We start from the raw sequence: 19,029 nt of genomic DNA on the forward strand, positions 1-19,029 counted from the left end.
TGCTTTGTTCAGAACAGGTTGCCCTGATCGCTTGGGATAACCAGATCGACGCCTTCGATTTTCAAAAGCGCGCGTTTGGTTTCAAGCCCACCATCGCCGGAATAACCGCCCGGTTTGCCGCCGCTCGCCAGAACACGGTGGCATGGAATGATTATGGGAATTGGATTAAGCCCGCAGGCCGTACCAACAGCCTGATAGGCCGTTGGTGCCCCGGCTGCAATCGCCAGATCCTTATAGGTCGCGGTTTTGCCCAGCGGGATTTTGCACATCGCCTTCCATACGGCCTTGTGGAAATCGGTGCCATCGGGGGCCAGCGGCAGGTCAAAGGTATCGAGCTTACCGGTGAAATAGGCGTTAAGCTGCGCCTTCGCTTCGTTCAGGACGGGACTTGGTTCCATATCCTCGACAAAGCCCCAGTCGACCGCGACAATTTTATCGTCAAACTCGAAAACCGTAATCGCCCCGACCGGGCTGTTCATCGAAATCTGGGGCATTGGCGAAATCCTGCGGTTCGTGCGGGGCAAAAGGTAAAATAGAGATAGCGGGGCGTAAGGCGGGCGGGGTAGCCTCATCCATCCGATGTTTCACGTGAAACATCGGAAATGGACAGGAGCCACATCACCTGTTCTTTATGCCGCGCTGGTCGGTAGATCGGCAAGCAGTTTGGCAAGGTCCGGGGCATTGGTTACCGGCTTAGAACAGACAGGTCCCTGACAGACATAGGCGGTTTCATGGCCATCGATCGCGGTTTTGCCCTTGGCCGGGTGAAGATCGGGCAGGGCATCGGTATCGGCAAGGATGGTAATCGCCCGGTTCGGCAGATAGGCGGCAAAGATTGCGTGGCGCATTTCCAGATAAATCTGGCTGCGTTCCTTCGCGACCAGTACGATTTGAAGTGGGTTTTGTAGCATTTCGGCTGCCAGAAGCAGTCCCGGCATATTGGGGAATTGTTCGTTTAATCGCCCCGAAAAGGCGGCAATGGTGACTTCCGCTCGGTCGCGATATCTGGTATCGCCGGTCAGCGCATAAAGCCGGGCCAGATTTTGCGCCATTACCGAATTGCCAGCCGGAACAGCATTATCCATATGTGGTTTCTGCCGAACCACCAGATCGTCAGCATCTGAGGCCGATTGGAAATAACCGCCCATGGCATCGGCAAACAGGATTTCGACCGTTTCGCACCACTCGGTGGCTTCGCGAAGATATGCATCTTCGCCAAAGCATTCGTACAGCCGAAGTGCTGCCCGGATCATATGGGCGTAATCTTCAAGCATCCCGGCATGTTGTGCCTTGCCATTGCGATAACTGTGCAGAAAGCGACGGTCATTCTGATCGCCGGTCATCAGGCTATTGATCACGAAATTATAGGCAAGTTTGGCGTAATCAAGCCAGTCTGCGTGTTTGAATACCATCGCTGCCTCGGCCAGGGCGGCGATGGTCATTGCGTTCCAGTCGGTCAGTGCCTTGTCATCCCAACCCGGCCAAATGCGCTTGTTTCGCACCGCCAAAAGCTTTGCCCGCATTTCGGAAAGCTTCTTTTCGATTGTCGCATCCGAAAGCCCAAGTCCGGACTGTGTGCGGTTCAGGATGTTTTGATGTTCCCAGTTGCCCGTCGGGCTGACGTCATAAATCTGTTTGAACAGGGAGGCATCATCGCCAAGAGTTTTGTCAATTTCGTCTTCATCCCAGACATAGAATTTGCCTTCGATTCCTTCGCTGTCGGCATCGAGGCTGGCGGCAAAGGCTCCGCCTGGAATGCGCATCTCGCACAGAATCCAGTCAATAGTTTCGACAATCCGGGCTTCATAAAGCGAATTACCGGTTTCACGCCAGACATCGCACAAAAGATCAATCAGCTGCGCATTGTCATACAGCATCTTTTCGAAATGCGGCACCAGCCATTGGTCATCCACGGCGTAGCGGGCAAAACCGCCGCCGACATGGTCATAGATACCGCCCTGACACATGCGATCAAGACTATGGCGGACAATGCGTTTAAGCTCCGTATTATTGGTGCGAACACCCGTACGCCAAATAAAGGCCAGAAGGTTTGGTTGTGGGAATTTCGGTGCGCCATTGGTGCCGCCATTTTCCCCGTCCATAATCTGCAAACAGCCATGCCCGCACTGATCGATCATTGCAAGCGAGGGCACCGAGCCGGTGGCACCGCTATTCATTTTAAGCAGGGCCTGACCGATTTGCGTGACGTTATGGCGGATATTTTCGGGCTGTTCGGCATAGATTTCCGCTACAGATTTCAAAACATCGCCAAATCCCGGGCGGCCATAGCGTGCTTCTTTGGGGAAATAGGTCCCCCCCCAGAAGGGTTCGCCGTCCGGCGTCAGGAACATGGTCAATGGCCATCCGCCCTGCTGGCCTAGCAAGGCCAGCGCATTTTGATAGACACTATCAAGGTCGGGGCGTTCTTCGCGGTCGAGCTTAATACTGACGAACAGCTCATTCATCAGGGCTGCGATGCCATCATCTTCGAAACTTTCATGCGCCATGACATGGCACCAGTGACATGCCGCATAACCTACCGACAGAAGAACCGGTTTGTTTGCTGCCTTGGCGGCGGCCAGAACTTCGGAACTCCAGGGTTGCCAATGCACCGGATTGTCGCGGTGCTGCAAAAGATAGGGGCTGGTTTCCGAACCGAGATTGTTCTGTGCGAGTTTCATGGCATCGTGTCCTGTGCCCGTCCGGTTTTACTATGCAGGTGGCGAGCTTTTTATGGTTTGCGGGAAGGGTGGCGTTCCCATTTCTCATCATTTATGGATGTAAGGGTAAAGACCCTGAATGGAAAGGCAAGGGGGGGGCAAATGGATGGGAATGGCAAAATATTGCGATTTTATCGGATTTTAACCGATTGGAGCGGAATGGAGGGCGATAGTGATTGAGAAAGCAACGCAGGGGCGTCCATAATGGGCGTAACAAAAACCATAAAATCAAACCGAGGAGATCAGGGCGATGAAAGTTTCCGTGGATATCGATTGCACACCGGAAGAACTGCGCACCTTTTTTGGTCTGCCTGATGTGCAGCCGATGCAGCAGGCCTTAATGAAAGATATCGAGGACCGTATGAAAGCCAATCTTGCGGCGATGGATCCCGAAACCATGCTCAATACGTGGCTGCCGCAAGGCATGCAGAACTGGGAACAGCTCCAGAAAGCCTTCTGGAGCCAGTTTAACGCTGCCGGCAACAGCACTGGCAAGAACACCAAGGACTGATCAGCTTGACCACCGAGGCACATTTTTATCAGGCGCATGTTTTCGTGTGCCAGAACGAGCGTCCCGTGGGACACGAACGCGGATGCTGCAATACCAAAGGCGCGACAAAGCTTCGCAATTACATGAAAATCCGCGCCAAAGAACTTGGTTTGCCGATGACCCGGATTAATACCGCCGGGTGCCTTGATCGCTGTGAATTGGGCCCGGTGATGGTGATTTATCCCGAAGGGACTTGGTATCGTTACGAGACAATGGAGGATGTCGATGCCATCCTCAACGATCATCTCGTCGGTGGGAAGGTGGTTGAACGGCTGCGGCTAAGCCCGGATCAATAACTCTGGCAGATGGGCGTAATTACTCACTACCTCTTCAATAGAATGATGACTCCAAACGGCTCCAGCAGGGGCCGTTTTGTGTTTTTCGGAAACCGGGGCCGGAAGGGGCGGATATACCGCTTTGATATTCTTTTGTGGCCTTAAAGCCCTGTTTGCAATTGCAGCTATATGTTGACCTGTGCGGGATGCTGACCGATATGGACAGCCAGCAGCATTTTCCTTTGGATAGCGGACGGATTAGGCAGGACGGATGACGATTAACGTGACCCACAATGGAACCCCGATCCAAGGGGGCCAGACAGATACCATCTTTGCCCTTTCCAGCGGCGCTGGGCGGGCCGGGGTGGCGGTAATCCGGTTATCCGGGCCAATGGCGGGGCCGACGCTCTGTGCGCTTCTGGGGCGCGATAACCTGCCAAAGGCGCGCCATGCGATCTATGCGCCGATCCGTGATCCGAAAACGGAAGAACGGCTTGACGATGCGGTGGCGATCTATTTCGCTGGACCGGCCAGCTTTACAGGCGAGGATGTCGTCGAGCTTCATACTCATGGCGGGCGTGCGGTAATCGACGGTGTTCTTGATTGCTTGGCCGCTCGACCGGGCCTGCGTATCGCCGAACCGGGGGAATATACCAGACGTGCCTTCGAAAATGGCAAAATGGACCTGACCGCGGCCGAGGGCATTGCCGATCTGATCGATGCCGAAACTGCGGCCCAACGCAGGCAGGCCGTGCGCCAGATGGCAGGCGAATTGGGCACCCTTTACGAAAACTGGCGCGCGCGTTTAATGAAGGCATTGGCCTACATCGAGGCGGATATCGATTTTCCGGACGAAGATTTGCCTGGTGGTATTGTGCCTGTGGTGCGTGGTGATTTGTCATCCGTTCACGGCGAGATGGATAAACATCTCGCCGACAACCGGCGCGGCGAACGGTTGCGCGAAGGTTTCCAGATCGTGATTCTCGGTGCGCCTAATGCCGGTAAATCAAGCCTTCTGAACCGGCTGGCAATGCGTGAGGCGGCGATTGTGTCCGAGATCGCTGGAACCACGCGCGATATGATCGAAGTCCATCTTGATCTTGGTGGTTTTCCCGTCACCATGGTGGATACTGCGGGCCTTCGCGAAAGTGGCGATGTGATCGAAACCGAGGGTGTTCGCCGTGCAACCGCCCGCGCGGAGGATGCGGATTTGCGGCTTGTTGTGGTGGATCGTTCCGACTGGCCCCACATCGACGCAGAGGCTGCGCGCCTGATTGATGCCAATACGATCCTTCTGGTCAATAAGGTGGATGGTTTGGATGTTGGCGATATCCCGACAGTCTGGTCTGGAAAATCGGCAATAGGTGATCGGCTTGAGCTGCCCGTTTTGCCCATATCGGCCATGACCGGGCAGGGGATGGAAAGCCTCTTGCAACTGCTGGAGACTCGCGTAAAAGAAGGGCTCGATTTTGCGGGACCAGTTCCCCTGACACGGCTGCGGCACCGCCAGGCACTTGAGCGTGCCAGTGATCATCTGGATCGCGGATTGCAGACCGATATTGCCGAATTGGCGGCCGAGGATGTTCGCCTTGCCGTGCGTGAAATCGGTAAAATCACCGGACGCGTCGATGTGGAAGACCTGCTTGATATTATCTTCGGCGACTTCTGTATCGGCAAATAAGATTATCAGAAATTGTTTCACGTGAAACATCGGCCATTTCGATGACACGTGGTTTTGAATTAAGACCTGAATAAGACTCGCAAGCTGTGTTGCATTGAGCAGATGTCATGGCTTGGCGTAGTCAAGGAATTCAACGAGGAATTCGATGTCGGATAACCGATTTGATGTGATTGTTGTTGGCGGGGGCCATGCCGGGTGCGAGGCAGCGGCTGCGGCTGCGCGCATGGGGGCGAAAACCGCACTGGTCACACACCGTGCTGATCGTATCGGTGAAATGTCTTGCAACCCGGCTATTGGCGGGCTTGGCAAGGGGCATATGGTTCGCGAGGTCGACGCGCTTGACGGTGTGATGGGTCGTGCGATTGACCGCGCTGGGATCCAATTCCGAATGCTGAACCGTTCCAAGGGACCGGCTGTGCGCGGCCCACGCGCGCAGGCTGATCGGAAGCTGTATCGCGAAGCGGTGCAGGATATTCTGGCCAATCAGGAAAACCTGACGATCATCGAAGGCGCGGTTCACGACCTTAAAATTGCCGAGGGCGATGACAGCCGCGTGACCGGTGTGATCACCGAAGACGGGCGCGAATATGATGCCGGGGCGGTGGTTCTGACAACGGGCACGTTCCTGCGCGGTCTTATTCATATTGGCGAAAAAACCACACCGGCGGGCCGCATCGGCGATGCGCCAGCTCTTGGTCTTTCGGAGACGCTGGAAAAATTCGGCTTCCGTTTGGGGCGCCTGAAAACAGGTACCCCAGCACGGCTTGATGGCCGCACCATTGATTGGGCGAGCCTGCAGGAACAGCCGGGGGATAATCCGCCAGATCCGTTTTCATTCCTGAACAGCGAAATCACCGTGCCGCAAATCCCGTGTCACATGACCTGGACGATCGAGGCGACGCACGAAATTATTCGCGCGAACCTGCATCGCGCACCGATGTATAGCGGCCAGATCAAGAGCAGCGGCCCGCGTTATTGCCCGTCCATTGAAGACAAGGTTGTGCGTTTCGCCGAAAAGAATCAGCACCAGATTTTCCTGGAGCCGGAAGGGCTTGATGATCCTACGGTTTATCCGAACGGTATTTCGACCTCATTGCCTGAGGAAGTTCAGCTTGCGATGCTCGCCACTATTCCGGGGCTTGAGAAGGTCGAGATTTTCCGCCCTGGCTATGCCGTCGAATATGATTTCGTTGATCCGCGCGAGCTGCGCCATACGCTGGAAACCAAGAAAGTCGGTGCGCTGTTCTTTGCTGGTCAGATCAATGGCACGACAGGTTATGAAGAAGCTGCCGGGCAGGGACTTGTTGCCGGTGTCAACGCGGCGTTGGTTGCGGGCAGTACTGCGGGGGCGGTTGATCGTGAGTTTGTTCTGGATCGTGCCGATGCCTATATCGGTGTGATGATCGACGATCTGGTGACGCTCGGTACGCGCGAACCCTATCGCATGTTTACGTCGCGCGCTGAGTATCGCCTGATGCTGCGCGCTGATAATGCTGATCAGCGTCTGACTGGTCGCGGTCTTGAAATCGGTTGCGTTGCCTCGCACCGCGCGCAAGTTTGGGGTGACAAGAAGCTTGCCCTTGAGGCGGCCAAGCGGACGGTTTCTGATCTGACGGAGACGCCGAATGGTCTCGCCAAGCACGATATCAAGATCAATCAGGATGGGGTGCGGCGCTCTGCGTATGATCTGCTGGCCTATCCGGACATTGATTTCGATACGCTGACTCGTGTCTGGCCGCAGCTTTCGGAAATTACTCCGGAAATCCGCGACCAGGTGTCAATTGATGCTCAGTATAAAGGTTACCTCGAACGACAGTCGGCCGATGTTGCGGCCTTCCGTCGGGACGAGGAATTGCGCCTGCCGCGCGATCTTGACTTCGACAGCGTTGGTAGCCTGTCAGCGGAAATCCGGTTGAAGCTCAAAGAAATTCAGCCTGAAACCATCGGTGCGGCATCACGTATTCCGGGTGTGACTCCGGCGGCAGTGACCGCTTTGCTTGGTCATATCAAAAGCCACAAACACAAGATTGTTCGTAGCGCCTGAGACTCTATCAGACAATTGGGTTGGTCATAAGGTTAGGGCAGCACACATATATGTGTGCTGCTTTTTTATTGTCTGTTGAAGCCGGTGAAATGTTTCACGTGAAACATTTTCTTTCTTTTGCCAAAGTTTTCCGTTTTCGACGCGGGAAAAAGTGTTTGTTAGAAAAATCAAGTCTGGTGCGATTCGTTAACGCGGATTATAACTCGAACATGCAATCCATTTCAGAACCCGTAAAAACATGGTTTGAGGCCGATTTAAATGTTTCACGTGAAACATTGGATCGTCTTGGACTGTATGCTGATCTCGTTGTCAAATGGCAGCCGAGGATCAATATTGTTGGTGCCAGCACAGCGGAAGACGTTTGGGCGCGCCATTTGCAGGACTCAGCGCAGCTTTGGTCATATCTGAATGAAGTAGTCGGTAGCGGGAAGATCGTTGATTTCGGCTCCGGGGCAGGATTTCCGGGCATCGTTTTGGCTATCTTGGGCGCAAATGACGTGACTTTAATGGAATCAAACACCAAAAAAACCGTGTTTTTGCTGGAAGCGGCGCGTGTTTGTGGTGTGCTGGCGCAGACAAAGATTGCCCGCGAACGGATCGAAACCGCTGCACCGCGTGAAGCGGACGTTATTACGGCCCGTGCGTTTGCGCCACTGCCAAGGCTTCTGGAACTTGGTCAGCGTCATCTAAAACCGGATGGGTATTATGTATTGCTGAAGGGACGTGCCTTTGAGGATGAACTGGCTGAAGCACGTGCGGCCGGTTGGACATTCACTGTAACCACCCATGCCAGTCTGGTTGATCCCGAAGGCGTGGTGATGATTTTGCAAGGAGTTGACCGGTGACCGACGTTATTGATCTGCCGCTTTCAATCTCTTCCGAGGCCGGTCACCGGCCGCGGATCATTGCCGTTGCCAATCAGAAGGGCGGAGTCGGCAAGACCACAACCACGATCAATTTGGCGACCGCACTGGCGGCTGTAAACCAGCGGGTTCTGATCGTAGATCTTGATCCGCAGGGCAATGCCAGCACCGGTTTGGGCCTGCGTCCGTCGGAACGGCAGATCAGTTCCTATGACGTATTGATCAATGGCAATACTCTTGAAGAGGCGCGCAAGCCGACCGCCATTCCGCGGTTGAGTATCGTGCCTTCGGGTATGGATCTGTCAGGCGCGGAGATTGAGCTTGTCGATTTTGACCGCCGCGAAATGCAGCTTAAGGAATCGCTGGGTCGCTTACCGCATGATGTTGATTACGTGCTGATTGATTGTCCGCCATCGCTTGGGTTGCTGACGTTGAATGCGCTGGTGGCGAGTGACGCGGTATTGGTGCCGTTGCAGTGCGAATTCTTTGCCCTTGAAGGAATCAGCCACCTCGTGCGCACCATCAAGCGGGTGAAAAAGGCGTTTAATCCGGCGCTCGAAATCCAGGGCATCGTTTTGACGATGTATGACAAACGCAATAATCTGTCGGCACAGGTTGCCAATGACGTGCGCGATTATTTCGGTGATGTAGTTTACCGCACGGTGATCCCACGCAATGTTCGTGTGTCCGAGGCGCCGAGCCATGGAACGCCGGTGCTGGTTTATGACATGAAATGTCCGGGGTCACGGGCATATCTTAATCTGGCAAGCGAAGTTCTGAAACGCGAAGGGGTGAAGGCATGAGCGAAGCAAAGAAGCGCGGTTTGGGACGTGGACTTTCGGCCCTGCTGGGCGAGGAAGACGAGGATGTCGGCGCAGCGGTTGCCGGTGGCAACGAGAATGCAGCTCATCCCGGCCCGGGTGGTACCACACAGCTGATTGCTATCACCGACCTGAAACCGTCACCATTCCAGCCTCGTAGCAATTTCGATGATGAGGCGATTGACGATTTGGCGGCATCAATCCGCCAGAAAGGCATTATTCAGCCCATTTTGGTGCGTGCATCCTCTACTGGCGAAACAACATACGAAATCATTGCTGGCGAACGGCGCTGGCGCGCGGCACAGCGGGCACAATTGCACGAAGTACCGGTTCTGGTGCGCGATTTTGACGACCGGGAAACCGCCGAGATTGCTCTGATAGAAAACCTGCAACGGCAGGATCTGTCGCCGCTTGAGGAATCCGAGGGGTATAGCCGCCTGATGAGCGATTTCTCGCATACTCAGGAAGCACTGGCTCAGGCGCTTGGAAAAAGCCGTAGTCACATTGCCAACAGCCTGCGTTTGTTGACCCTGCCGGCACCGATCAAACAGATGTTGTCGGATCGGGTGTTAAGCCCAGGTCATGCACGTGCGCTTTTGGGGGCGGACAATGCGGTCGAGCTGGCGACCCATATCGTCAGGAAGGGCCTGAACGTTCGCCAGACCGAAAAACTGGTGAAGACTGATGGTGGTAAAACTGCACGCCAGAAGAAGTCTTCATCGACACGTGGGATCGAAAAAGATCCAGATACAGTGGCTTTGGAACGCGATCTTAGCAATATGTTGGGGTTAGCGGTAAATATCGATTTTGACGGGGCGGGGGGTAAAATCTCTGTCCGGTATGAAACGCTGGAGCAGCTTGACGATATTCTGAAACGGCTTAGTCAGGGACGGTTAGGCGAAACGGCGCAAAGCTCCGATGATGATCCGCTCGTTCCACAGAATGAAGGTGACAATGAATTCGACTCGATGTTCATCGATGATGAAGATGATAGCGATGGTGATCTTCTTACCGACGAGCTCGAATCGATTGCCGATGCAACCGACATAGTGTTTGACGTGGATGAGGATGCCGAAAGTGCGTTTTCCGATGAGCCGGAAGGTGACATGCCAATCGAGCAAGACGAAGTCGGTGAAGAGGCGCTTGAGACATTGTCGGATGCGGAAATTGTGCAAAACAATCGTCTAGCAGAAAAGAAAGCGCAAACGCGAGGAAGCTGACCAGGTTTTATCGATATTTCGTTCACGTTAAATGGCCCTGTGCGACTCGATTGCCGGGGCTGTTTTTCTTTGCAAAATATTCGGGTTTGTTAACGTCTGCCCTGTTTTTGACGGGCGACGGCGACCTTGATCATGGCGCGGTGTGCGATGGTTTCCGGGATGGCAAGACCGCTTTTGCAGTCCTTTTCTGCTTCGAGCAGGATTTGCAGGGCGCGTTGCAGATTGTTAAGAGCCCAATTGTTCAAATTGGCGCGAAACTGATCTGCGGCCTTGAAAAACAGGGGGGGACGCAACGATTTCATCGCCTGTTCGGCATTCGTGCCTTGTGCCATCTGGCCTTTGACCAGATGCAGTTTTTGAAAATAGCCGATCATCATGCGAAGTGCGCCAACCGGATTGAGGCCTTCTTCGACCAGGCGGGTCAGGGCGCTATCGAGGCTTGCGACATTGCCCTGGGATACGGCTTGCACGACATCGTCATAATGGCGGGCGGAACTATCCCCGACACAGGCCATCGCGTCGGCCAATGTGACCTGACCTTCTTTCAGAGCGTAAAGAGCCAGTTTTTCAAGTTCGCTTCGTGAAATCATCCTGTCAGAGCCGAGATTACCGACCAGATAGCGTATGGCATCGCGATCAATGCGCAGTTTGTGATCTTCCATGACGGAATTGATCAGGGCTTCGATATCCCGGCCGCTGTCGGCATAGCAGGGCAGCGCCATGCCATTACCGGCTTTCTCGATCGTCTGACGCAGTTTGGATTTGGACGAAAGGCTGCCGGCTTCGATGACGATCAGGGCATCACCGGCGGGATCGGCAAGGAAATCGGCAATTACGGGCGCCTGTGCCTCGCCAATATCGCGGATTCGGATCACACGGCGCCCACCGCCGAAACTGATTGCGGCGGCTTCATCGCGCAGACGGCTGGCGTCTTCCTTAAGCTGGGCAGTGCTAAGTTCGATTACGCGGAATGGGTCCTTGATATCCTCGACCACGGTTTTGGCAAGTCTGACCGCACGTTCTCGTACAAGCCCCTCATCCTCGCCATAGATCAGGACGAGTTGCGCCTTGGCATCGGGAGCGCGAAGGAAATTTTCGGCCTGTGCTGCCTTGAGCTTCATGGCGTGATATTACCTAACGTCCGCTGCGCAGGCCAACGGCGACCTGATTGGCAAGCTGTCGGGCAAGATTCCGGGCAGCATCTGAGCGGGCGGCGGACTCTGCTTCTAGTGAGGCAAAGTCGGAGTCGACAAGGTTGTAAGTTGTTCGGGCGCGAAGCGTGCCTGAACGGAGTATTCTTGAGTCGGAAATTCGAGAAAGTTGGTACTGGGCGCTCAAAATGTAGTCGGCAATGGTTGCTTCATTGTCCTTGGTATAACCGAGTTCGGAAGTTGATTCATCAAGAGTAATATCGAGGGTATATTCCGGCCGAACAGTTTGGCCGCGCGGGGTCAGCGTTTCGACCAGAACGTTACGTGTTATTTGTCCGATTCGGTCTTCCATCATCGATATTTTGACCCTCGCCATATCTGCCGCGGTACTGTCACCGCCTTTATCCTCGGCATAAAGAGGGCGGAAGCCGCAAGCGGTGAGGCCGGTCAGGGCAAGCACGGCGATAATCGATAACAGGGCGCGCAACGTCATTCCTCGCTATTTTTTGCGTGATGGTTTTTGCCGAAAGGCGCATGACCATGACGATACAATAGTTCCGATCCGATCAAAGGGCAAAACAGAGTTAGGTTCGTGATGAAAGAAAGTCTGAGTTCAAGATCTTTAGCTGAGTCGCTGTTATTTGAAAGAGACTTGAAGTCGCAGCGCAGGTTCGCAACGGCCGTATTGAAACGACCCTTTGCAAGCTCGTCTACAATTTTGCTTTTCGGCGTATCTTGTAAACTCTGAGCCTGGGCTTCAGGCACAAAGGTAAAGGTCTGCTCGCCTGTCGCCAGTTTGCTCCAAACCTGACGCAGCCATCGCCAATGGCCGATCAGGCTGCTTTGGGTAATATGCAAAGGACGATCAAGTGGCACATCTGCCAGAAGCGTGAGGCACAAGATATCACTGCCTATCTGGGAATGAAGCTTTGCCAGATTGTTTTCGATGATGTCTGTTGAAACCGGTCCTGCATTTTTTGGCTGGCGGGGAAAATCCTTTTGTTCTTCGCAAGCAGGAAGCAGGCCAAGAATTTCGCACGCGATTGCAAGTCGCCCAGCGCGCAGATCATCCCCGTATTGTGATAATGCAGGTCGATGAAGGGCCAAGACAAACCCCCATTCACGTGTCAGCGAATGGGGGTTGTATTGACCTGACACATATATAGGTGTGTCTGGCATATCCAAACAGAATGCTTATTGTGCGGTTGCGCTGTCAATGCGCAGTTGACGCGCACGGGTCAGAATCGAGTCTTCCATTGCGGTTACCGTACTTGGTTCAACCACAGCATCTGCCCATTGGTCCGTTCCAACGCGGACCTGGCGGAAGACAGCGACCTTGATTGCGTCAGAGCGAAGGGCGGTACCGAGGATATACCCCGTAATCTTGAAACGCTCGTTTGGTGTTTCCGGTGGGCTGTACCAATCGGTAATGATCACACCGCCAAACGGATCGGCCGAGTTGAGCGGCATGAAGGAGAGCGTATCAAGCGATGCGCGCCAAAGGAAGCTGTTGACGCCGATGCCGGTGCCACCGCCTTGTTGTTTCTCGTTGTCATCACCGAGAAAGTTAAAACCCTCTGGCCCAAAAAGGGTACCGTCCCTTTTCTGGTCTGCAATTGTTTGAGCACGCCCAGTTGTTCCATCACGTTTATTTCCTGGGGCTGAGCCCGGATAACTATCATAATCCGATTGGGAACCAGCGCATGCAGCAAGGAGCATGCAGATTGTGATTGGGGCAATTACTCTAACAAAAGACAGTCGCACAGGTTCGTTCCTTTACAGGGCACCATATATTCGTCCGCACTATAAGGCGGGCAGCAATTTCAGCAAACAAAAACATATGTGCTAAATTTGTCACTATAATGCAAAAATGTCGCATTTTGATCAGGGTGTTGTTGACTTGACGTGCTTTTGCTGGCTCCATTGGCCTCGAACCGAACGGCGAAAAGTCGTTCACTAAATTTTTGTTGGGCGGTTTTCCGCACTTGCAAAGACGTTGAGGGAAAAGATGAAAAAGATTCTTGTTGCTTCGAGCGCGCTCGTCGCTGTTGCTTTTGCCGGTCAGGCATCCGCGTCCGAAAAAATCCAGCTCTCAGTTGGTGGTTATATGGAACAGTGGGCTGGTTTTGCTGATACCGATAACCCTCAGAACATCCCTTCTACCCGTCTGGGTTCTGATGGTCGTGTAAACGCATTCCAGTCTGACGTCGAAGTTTATTTCCGTGGCTCGACCACCCTTGATAATGGCATCGAAATTGGTGCAGTTATCGAACTCGAAGGTGAAACCTCCACTGATCAGGTCGACGAACAGTACATGTTCGTTAACGGTGGCTTTGGCCGCGTTGAAATGGGCAAAAACGACAGTGCCGCTGACGCAATGGGCGTAACTGCTCCGGCAGTTGGCCCGGTTGGTGTTAACGACGGCGACATGCAGAACTGGGCGAACGTTGACCTTATTGACACCGTTCCGTCAAGCGGTGACCAGAAGCGCGTCACCTATTACACCCCGGTCTTTGGTGGGTTCCGCGCTGGCGTTTCCTATGCCGATATGGATAACTCGACCAACGACGCTGAAACCGTTGCTAACGGTGAAAATGTCCTTTCTGCTGGCCTCGAATACAAAGGTGACTTCGATGGTTTCTCGCTCGGCCTCTCGGCTGAAGGCGAAAACAACAACGAAGGCAACTGGTATGGCGCAGGCGTGAACGTTGGCTTCGGCAACTTCACCGTTGGTGGTTCCTACGGCCACACCGAAGACGACTACAACCAGGCCAATGGCGCAGCTCCGCGTGCTGACGATACCGATGCATTCGACATCGGCGTTTCTTACGCAATGGACGCAGCCGCTGTTTCTCTGACCTATGGTTATCAGGAAACCGGCAGCCAGGAAATCAGCGCTGTTGATCTTGGTTTCGCTTACACCCTCGGTGCTGGCGTTGCTTGGAAATCTTCTGTCTTCTGGTTCGACGAAGACGTCAATGCAACGACCAATACCGATGGTTATGGTGTTGTTACCGGTATTCGCCTCGACTTCTAATCCTTCTTAGATTAGATGAGATGCTAGAAGGGGACGGTTTTCCGTCCCCTTCTTTTTTTGTTTGTCAGAGTCATGCAAGTTTTTTTGGGGCGCAATTAGCAAACATCCTGCTGTGTAAATCCATCAAATGCTGGGACTAAACACTTCTAGCGCCGATAGAAGTCGATCCACGAGTGTAGAAATGCATTAACGATCTTTCATGAACGCTTCGAAATATTTTGCGAATAAATGACATATGGTCCCGATTAGGTACTCTGCGTGTAATGAGTGCGGTTGGTATCTATGTGTTTTCCCGAAATTCCAACGAGTTACACTTCGTAGGAAGAATATATATAGAGTACCGTTGAGAAATCTTCCTCTGCGCCGGAGTTTCAGATTCTATGCATCAATCTGGCAGACCAAAAACTGGTGGCTATTTCTTGCATAATTGAGTCTGCGGACGAGAAGTGACGAGCAACTATATAATGAATTTTGGTCATATATTATTAAAATGGATGAATATCTGATCTTATATTATATTTACATAATGTAAAAATGATTTTCAGTCAGCAAAAATGTCAAGAAAAAGGCAAAAATAGTGACTTAATTATCACTAACGTAACTATAATTGTCCTTTGGTCATTTAAATTAATTGACCATAAGTCACTAAATCCGTTCTACTCTCGCTCAGTGATCAGCCGCCATGCTGTGTGGAATGTGGTGTTGCTGATCTGCTACAGATCATTAAGAGGGTAAGATGAAAAAGATTCTTGTTGCTTCCAGTGCGCTCGTCGCTGTTGCTTTCGCTGGCCAGGCTTCGGCTTCCGAGCCAATTAAACTGTCGGTTGGCGGTTATATGGAACAGTGGGCCGGCTTCTCTGACGAAGACACTACCGCTGCTGGCGGTCGTCCGAATGCTTTCCAGTCCGACACCGAAGTGCACTTCAAAGGTTCGACCACTCTTGATAACGGCATTGAAGTTGGTGCGGTTATCGAGCTTGAAGGCGAGACCTCGGGTGACCAGCTTGACGAACAGTACCTCTACATCAATGGTGGTTTTGGTCAGTTCAAGCTGGGTAAAGACGACAGTGCAGCCGATGACATGGGTATCACTGCACCGGCAGTTGGCCCGGTTGGCGTTAACGACGGCGACATGGACCAGTGGACCAACGCATATCTGATCGATACCGTTCGTTCGAGCGGTGACCAGAACCGTGCGACCTACTACACCCCGGTCTTTGGTGGCTTCCGTGCTGGCGTGTCGTTTGCTGACGACAGCAACCGTAACGGCGCGACCCAAATCGGTGGTACTTCTACTTATGATAACGTCAGTGGTTCCGGCGACAACATCGTCTCTGGTGGTCTTGAGTACAACCACGACTTTGGCGCTGTAGCACTCGGCCTGTCGGCTGTTGGTGAAAACTCCGGCGACGGCAGCTGGTACGGCCTTGGTACCAATGTTGGCTTCGGCAACTTCACCGTCGGTGGTTCCTATGGTCACACCGAAGACGATTATGGCCTGAACAGCCGTAATACCGATCTTGACGCGTTTGACATTGGTGTATCTTACTCCATGGACGCTGCTGCCGTTTCCCTGACCTATGGTTATGAAGATTTCGGTACCGGTGACATCAGCGCGGTTGACCTTGGTCTGCGTTATGCTCTTGGTGCTGGCGTTTCATGGCGTTCGTCGGTCTTCTGGTTCGACCAGGAGAACGATACCACTGCCGATAATGACGGCTACGGTGTTGTAACTGGTATTCGTCTCGACTTCTAATTCATCCCGAATTAGTTCGATTTGAAGGGGGCGGTTTTCCGCCCTCTTCTTTTTTTGATGATCCCGCCGCGTTACAAAACGTTGAGCGGGATTTTTCATATGGAAATGATTAAAGCTCCAGTGGCTATAAGGCAAAATCTTTCAAGGGTATTTTTCTTAACATCAATCAACCTATGGGTGCTTCGTTGTAAGAGAAAAAGTTCGCGCAGATAGAGCGAATGACTGCGCCATGATGTTTCTTTGGTCATGCTTGTTTGTGGATAACCATGGTTCCAGTGCTTATTGCTTCTGGTTGGGAATTTAAATGACTGCAAGTCATATGAATAAAGATGATTGGTATTACAAAGTTCCTGAAACAATATTATGTTTCCCAGAAGGAGCGGATCTCACGTCTTGATGTGCTTATTCTGCAACAGATATGCGACAAAACACATTCCCGCATTATTATAATTGACTGACGGTCATTTATAGCGTTCTGTCGGTTAGGAAATTTCGGGCATATATTGTCAAGACAAATGCCCGGTTCACACGTAAAATCAAGAGGCTAAAATGAAAAACATATTGATCGCGTCCAGTGCAATCGTCGCTGCTGCGTTTGCCGGACAGGCTCAGGCGTCCGAGCCGATTAAATTGTCGGTTGGTGGTTACATGAACCAGTGGGCCGGTTTTGCCGATCAGGAAGTCGGTGATCGCAACAACGCCTTCCAGTCCGATACCGAAATTCATTTCAAGGGCTCGACCACCCTTGATAACGGTATTGAAGTTGGCGCGGTGGTCGAGCTAGAAGGCGAAACGTCCAGTGACCAGATTGACGAGCAGTACCTGTATGTCAGCGGCAATTTCGGCCGCATCGAAATGGGCAAAAACGACAGCGCAGCCGATTCGATGCAGATAGTTGCACCAGCAGTCGGCCCGGTTGGCGTTAACGATGGTGACCTCGACATTTGGGTTAACTCCTATCTGATCGATACCACCATTCCTACTGGTGACCAAAACCGCGTGACCTACTTTACGCCGAGCCTCGGTGGCTTCCGTGCGGGCGTTTCGTTTGCCGATGATAGTAACCGCAACGGTGCAACCGAAATTGGTGGCACTTCGACCTATAACAACGTTAGCGGATCTGGCGACAACATCGTTTCTGGTGCCCTTGAATATACCGGTGACTTCAACGGTATTTCACTTGGCGTTTCCGCGATTGGCGAAAACTGGGGTGAAGGCAACCTTGTTGGCGGCGGTCTGAATGTCGGCTTTGGTAACTTCACAGTTGGCGGTTCGTATTCTCACACCGATGACGACTATGGCTTCAGCGAAGGCAGCAGAAATCCTGACGATACCGATCAGTTCGACATCGGTGTTTCCTATGAAATGGATGCTGCAGCTGTATCCCTGACCTATGGCTACGCTGAATATGGCAATGGCAGCCGTGGTAACGGCACCGGTGAAATCAGCACTGCCGACCTAGGCCTTGCTTACACCCTTGGTGCCGGCGTTGCCTGGAAATCTTCGATCTTCTGGTTCGATGATGAGGTCGATGGTGCAGAAGACAATGACGGCTACGGCGTTGTGACCGGTCTGGCACTGACTTTCTAATTCCTCAGAATTAGCATGATTTGAAAAGGGCGGTTTTCCGCCCCTTTCTTTTTGTCCATGATCTGTGGATTTCGGTTCAGATACCGATATCCTGCCGTAGAAAAGCTAAAAAGCGATCTTTCCGCGCGACAAGGTCGGCGACACAGGGGACCGGTTTTTCGGTCGCAAGCTGTTCGGCCAGTGCCCTGTCTGAATTGACCGGCAGGTTGCCGAGTTCCGATATCGGAACTCGGAGGCTGCCCATGCAGCCGATTGTACCCGATGCGGTCGCGCGCAGTTTGGCAAGCCCACAGGGGGCTTCGCAAAAATCACCCTTGTAGCTGCTTTGCCAAGGGCAAAGGTTGCGGTGGCGGCCCTGTAACACAGCGGCAGAGGCTGAACTATAAATACCAATTCCCGGTGTCTGAAACAGTTTTGTGATATGGGCCGGGCCGCTATCGGCCAGCACGACATAATCCTGTTCGCTGATGAAAGACACAAGATTTCCGATGGTTTTGAAGCCATCGACAATCCGGATATTCGGCTGGTCAAACGGTCCTATCGTATCCTTGTACTTCTTCATCACACCCTGATAGGCGTTAAGGATCAGGGTGATGTCAAATCCGGCTTTTGCAAGAAATTCTGCGATTTCGCGTACCAGTGCAGGCGGCAGGGTGCGAAGCGGCGAAGATGCCATTGGCAGAATGCCGATCCTGGCACCCGGTGCCAGCTTCGGCGAACGCTTCGATGCAAGCGGGATTGGGGAAATGTCGAAAGCCTCGCAAAGTGCCTCTTCCGGGTTTACCGGCATGGTCGCGATATCTTTCCAACCTTCCATCTCGCTGAAGTCGATCAGGTAATCAAATGTCTTCAGTCGTTTGACCGAAATAAAAAGCTGAAAAACCGTGACATCGGAAAGGGTTGCAAATATGTCCGATGCGCTACCACTGTTAAGCACGGCAATCTTTGCACGAGGATATTTTACCGCAAAAGCCCGCAAAAACAGGGCCATGCCAACACAATCGCCAATCGCATCATCGGGGATCAGGAACAGAACCCGTTTGCGATCAAAATCAGTATCGGCCCATGCATCGCGTGCCAACACATCAGGATGAACAGTGTCTGAAATGATCTTTACCGACGGGGCATTGGCCAGAACTTGTTGCCGCAAAAGCGATGTTGTACGCGTCAGATATGCAGGGCTGTTGTCGGATGCTTGTGTGAGCTCCGCACTGACATTGGGCAGACCGAACCGGAACGGCTGTTTTGACGCGAACCGGGTAAATTTTTTCCGGGCGGGATGGTGATGTGCAGGCATTGGCGGGCGATCTCCGGTCACCTT

General features: G+C 52.8%; 17 protein-coding genes. 10 read left to right on the forward strand and 7 right to left on the reverse strand.

What is annotated here, in order from left to right:
• Window positions 1-8 precede the first annotated feature (8 nt).
• Together AUP42_RS06540 and AUP42_RS06545 are read right to left on the reverse strand one after the other, a co-directional pair.
• Complete coding sequence (locus tag AUP42_RS06540; protein ID WP_062950059.1) at window positions 9-494, reverse strand: methylated-DNA--[protein]-cysteine S-methyltransferase; 486 nt, start codon at window positions 492-494, stop codon at window positions 9-11.
• A gap of 135 nt (window positions 495-629) precedes the next feature.
• On the reverse strand, window positions 630-2,681 hold the full coding sequence (locus AUP42_RS06545; protein ID WP_062950061.1) for a thioredoxin domain-containing protein: 2,052 nt from the start codon (window positions 2,679-2,681) through the stop codon (window positions 630-632).
• A gap of 289 nt (window positions 2,682-2,970) precedes the next feature.
• Between AUP42_RS06545 and AUP42_RS06550 the strand changes: the two genes are divergently transcribed.
• The 7 genes from AUP42_RS06550 to AUP42_RS06580 all read left to right on the forward strand — a co-directional run bounded on the left by AUP42_RS06550 (window position 2,971) and on the right by AUP42_RS06580 (window position 10,174).
• Window positions 2,971-3,231, forward strand: a complete 261-nt coding sequence (locus AUP42_RS06550) for a DUF6489 family protein (RefSeq protein ID WP_062950063.1) — start codon at window positions 2,971-2,973, stop codon at window positions 3,229-3,231.
• Between the two features lie 5 nt (window positions 3,232-3,236).
• Entirely contained in the window at window positions 3,237-3,566 is a 330-nt protein-coding gene (locus tag AUP42_RS06555; protein WP_062950065.1) for a (2Fe-2S) ferredoxin domain-containing protein, read from the forward strand.
• A gap of 250 nt (window positions 3,567-3,816) precedes the next feature.
• The gene (gene mnmE, locus AUP42_RS06560; RefSeq protein ID WP_062950067.1) at window positions 3,817-5,226 is read left to right on the forward strand and encodes a tRNA uridine-5-carboxymethylaminomethyl(34) synthesis GTPase MnmE; all 1,410 of its coding nucleotides are present in this window, start codon (window positions 3,817-3,819) and stop codon (window positions 5,224-5,226) included.
• Window positions 5,227-5,371: 145 nt separating this feature from the next.
• Window positions 5,372-7,270, forward strand: a complete 1,899-nt coding sequence (gene mnmG, locus AUP42_RS06565) for a tRNA uridine-5-carboxymethylaminomethyl(34) synthesis enzyme MnmG (protein WP_062950069.1) — start codon at window positions 5,372-5,374, stop codon at window positions 7,268-7,270.
• Window positions 7,271-7,320: 50 nt separating this feature from the next.
• A complete protein-coding gene (rsmG, locus tag AUP42_RS06570; protein WP_231858179.1) occupies window positions 7,321-8,115 on the forward strand; it encodes a 16S rRNA (guanine(527)-N(7))-methyltransferase RsmG in 795 nt (264 codons plus the stop codon).
• Window positions 8,112-8,936 (forward strand): ParA family protein, encoded by an 825-nt coding sequence (locus AUP42_RS06575; RefSeq protein ID WP_062950071.1) that lies wholly within the window; start codon window positions 8,112-8,114, stop codon window positions 8,934-8,936. Before rsmG ends, AUP42_RS06575 begins: the two co-directional genes overlap by 4 nt.
• Window positions 8,933-10,174, forward strand: a complete 1,242-nt coding sequence (locus AUP42_RS06580; RefSeq protein ID WP_062950072.1) for a ParB/RepB/Spo0J family partition protein — start codon at window positions 8,933-8,935, stop codon at window positions 10,172-10,174. The genes AUP42_RS06575 and AUP42_RS06580 overlap by 4 nt, the downstream gene beginning before the upstream one ends.
• Window positions 10,175-10,263: 89 nt before the next feature.
• Here the strand turns inward: AUP42_RS06580 and holA are convergent, their stop codons facing one another.
• The 4 genes from holA to AUP42_RS06600 all read right to left on the reverse strand — a co-directional run bounded on the left by holA (window position 10,264) and on the right by AUP42_RS06600 (window position 13,044).
• The gene (holA, locus tag AUP42_RS06585) at window positions 10,264-11,295 is read right to left on the reverse strand and encodes a DNA polymerase III subunit delta (protein WP_062950073.1); all 1,032 of its coding nucleotides are present in this window, start codon (window positions 11,293-11,295) and stop codon (window positions 10,264-10,266) included.
• Window positions 11,296-11,308: 13 nt separating this feature from the next.
• Window positions 11,309-11,818, reverse strand: a complete 510-nt coding sequence (locus AUP42_RS06590) for an LPS assembly lipoprotein LptE (RefSeq protein ID WP_062950074.1) — start codon at window positions 11,816-11,818, stop codon at window positions 11,309-11,311.
• On the reverse strand, window positions 11,815-12,432 hold the full coding sequence (locus AUP42_RS06595; protein ID WP_062950075.1) for a hypothetical protein: 618 nt from the start codon (window positions 12,430-12,432) through the stop codon (window positions 11,815-11,817). The genes AUP42_RS06590 and AUP42_RS06595 overlap by 4 nt, the downstream gene beginning before the upstream one ends.
• A gap of 87 nt (window positions 12,433-12,519) precedes the next feature.
• Complete coding sequence (locus tag AUP42_RS06600; protein ID WP_062950076.1) at window positions 12,520-13,044, reverse strand: DUF3576 domain-containing protein; 525 nt, start codon at window positions 13,042-13,044, stop codon at window positions 12,520-12,522.
• A gap of 289 nt (window positions 13,045-13,333) precedes the next feature.
• Between AUP42_RS06600 and AUP42_RS06605 the strand changes: the two genes are divergently transcribed.
• The 3 genes from AUP42_RS06605 (at window position 13,334) to AUP42_RS06615 (ending at window position 17,708) form a co-directional block, all read left to right on the forward strand.
• Window positions 13,334-14,362: a porin gene (locus AUP42_RS06605; RefSeq protein ID WP_062950077.1), complete on the forward strand. Its 1,029-nt coding sequence runs from the start codon at window positions 13,334-13,336 to the stop codon at window positions 14,360-14,362.
• A gap of 736 nt (window positions 14,363-15,098) precedes the next feature.
• Window positions 15,099-16,118, forward strand: coding sequence for a porin (locus tag AUP42_RS06610; RefSeq protein WP_062950078.1), 1,020 nt, complete (start codon window positions 15,099-15,101; stop codon window positions 16,116-16,118).
• 549 nt (window positions 16,119-16,667) lie between these two features.
• The gene (locus tag AUP42_RS06615) at window positions 16,668-17,708 is read left to right on the forward strand and encodes a porin (RefSeq protein WP_062950079.1); all 1,041 of its coding nucleotides are present in this window, start codon (window positions 16,668-16,670) and stop codon (window positions 17,706-17,708) included.
• A 76-nt stretch (window positions 17,709-17,784) separates the two neighbouring features.
• On the opposite strand, the gene AUP42_RS06620 is transcribed toward AUP42_RS06615, so the two are convergent.
• Entirely contained in the window at window positions 17,785-19,005 is a 1,221-nt protein-coding gene (locus AUP42_RS06620) for a glycosyltransferase family 9 protein (protein WP_062950080.1), read from the reverse strand.
• Between the last annotated feature and the right edge of the window lie 24 nt (window positions 19,006-19,029).

The organism is Thalassospira lucentensis (assembly GCF_001613805.1).
GTDB classification, from domain to species: domain Bacteria; phylum Pseudomonadota; class Alphaproteobacteria; order Rhodospirillales; family Thalassospiraceae; genus Thalassospira; species Thalassospira lucentensis_A.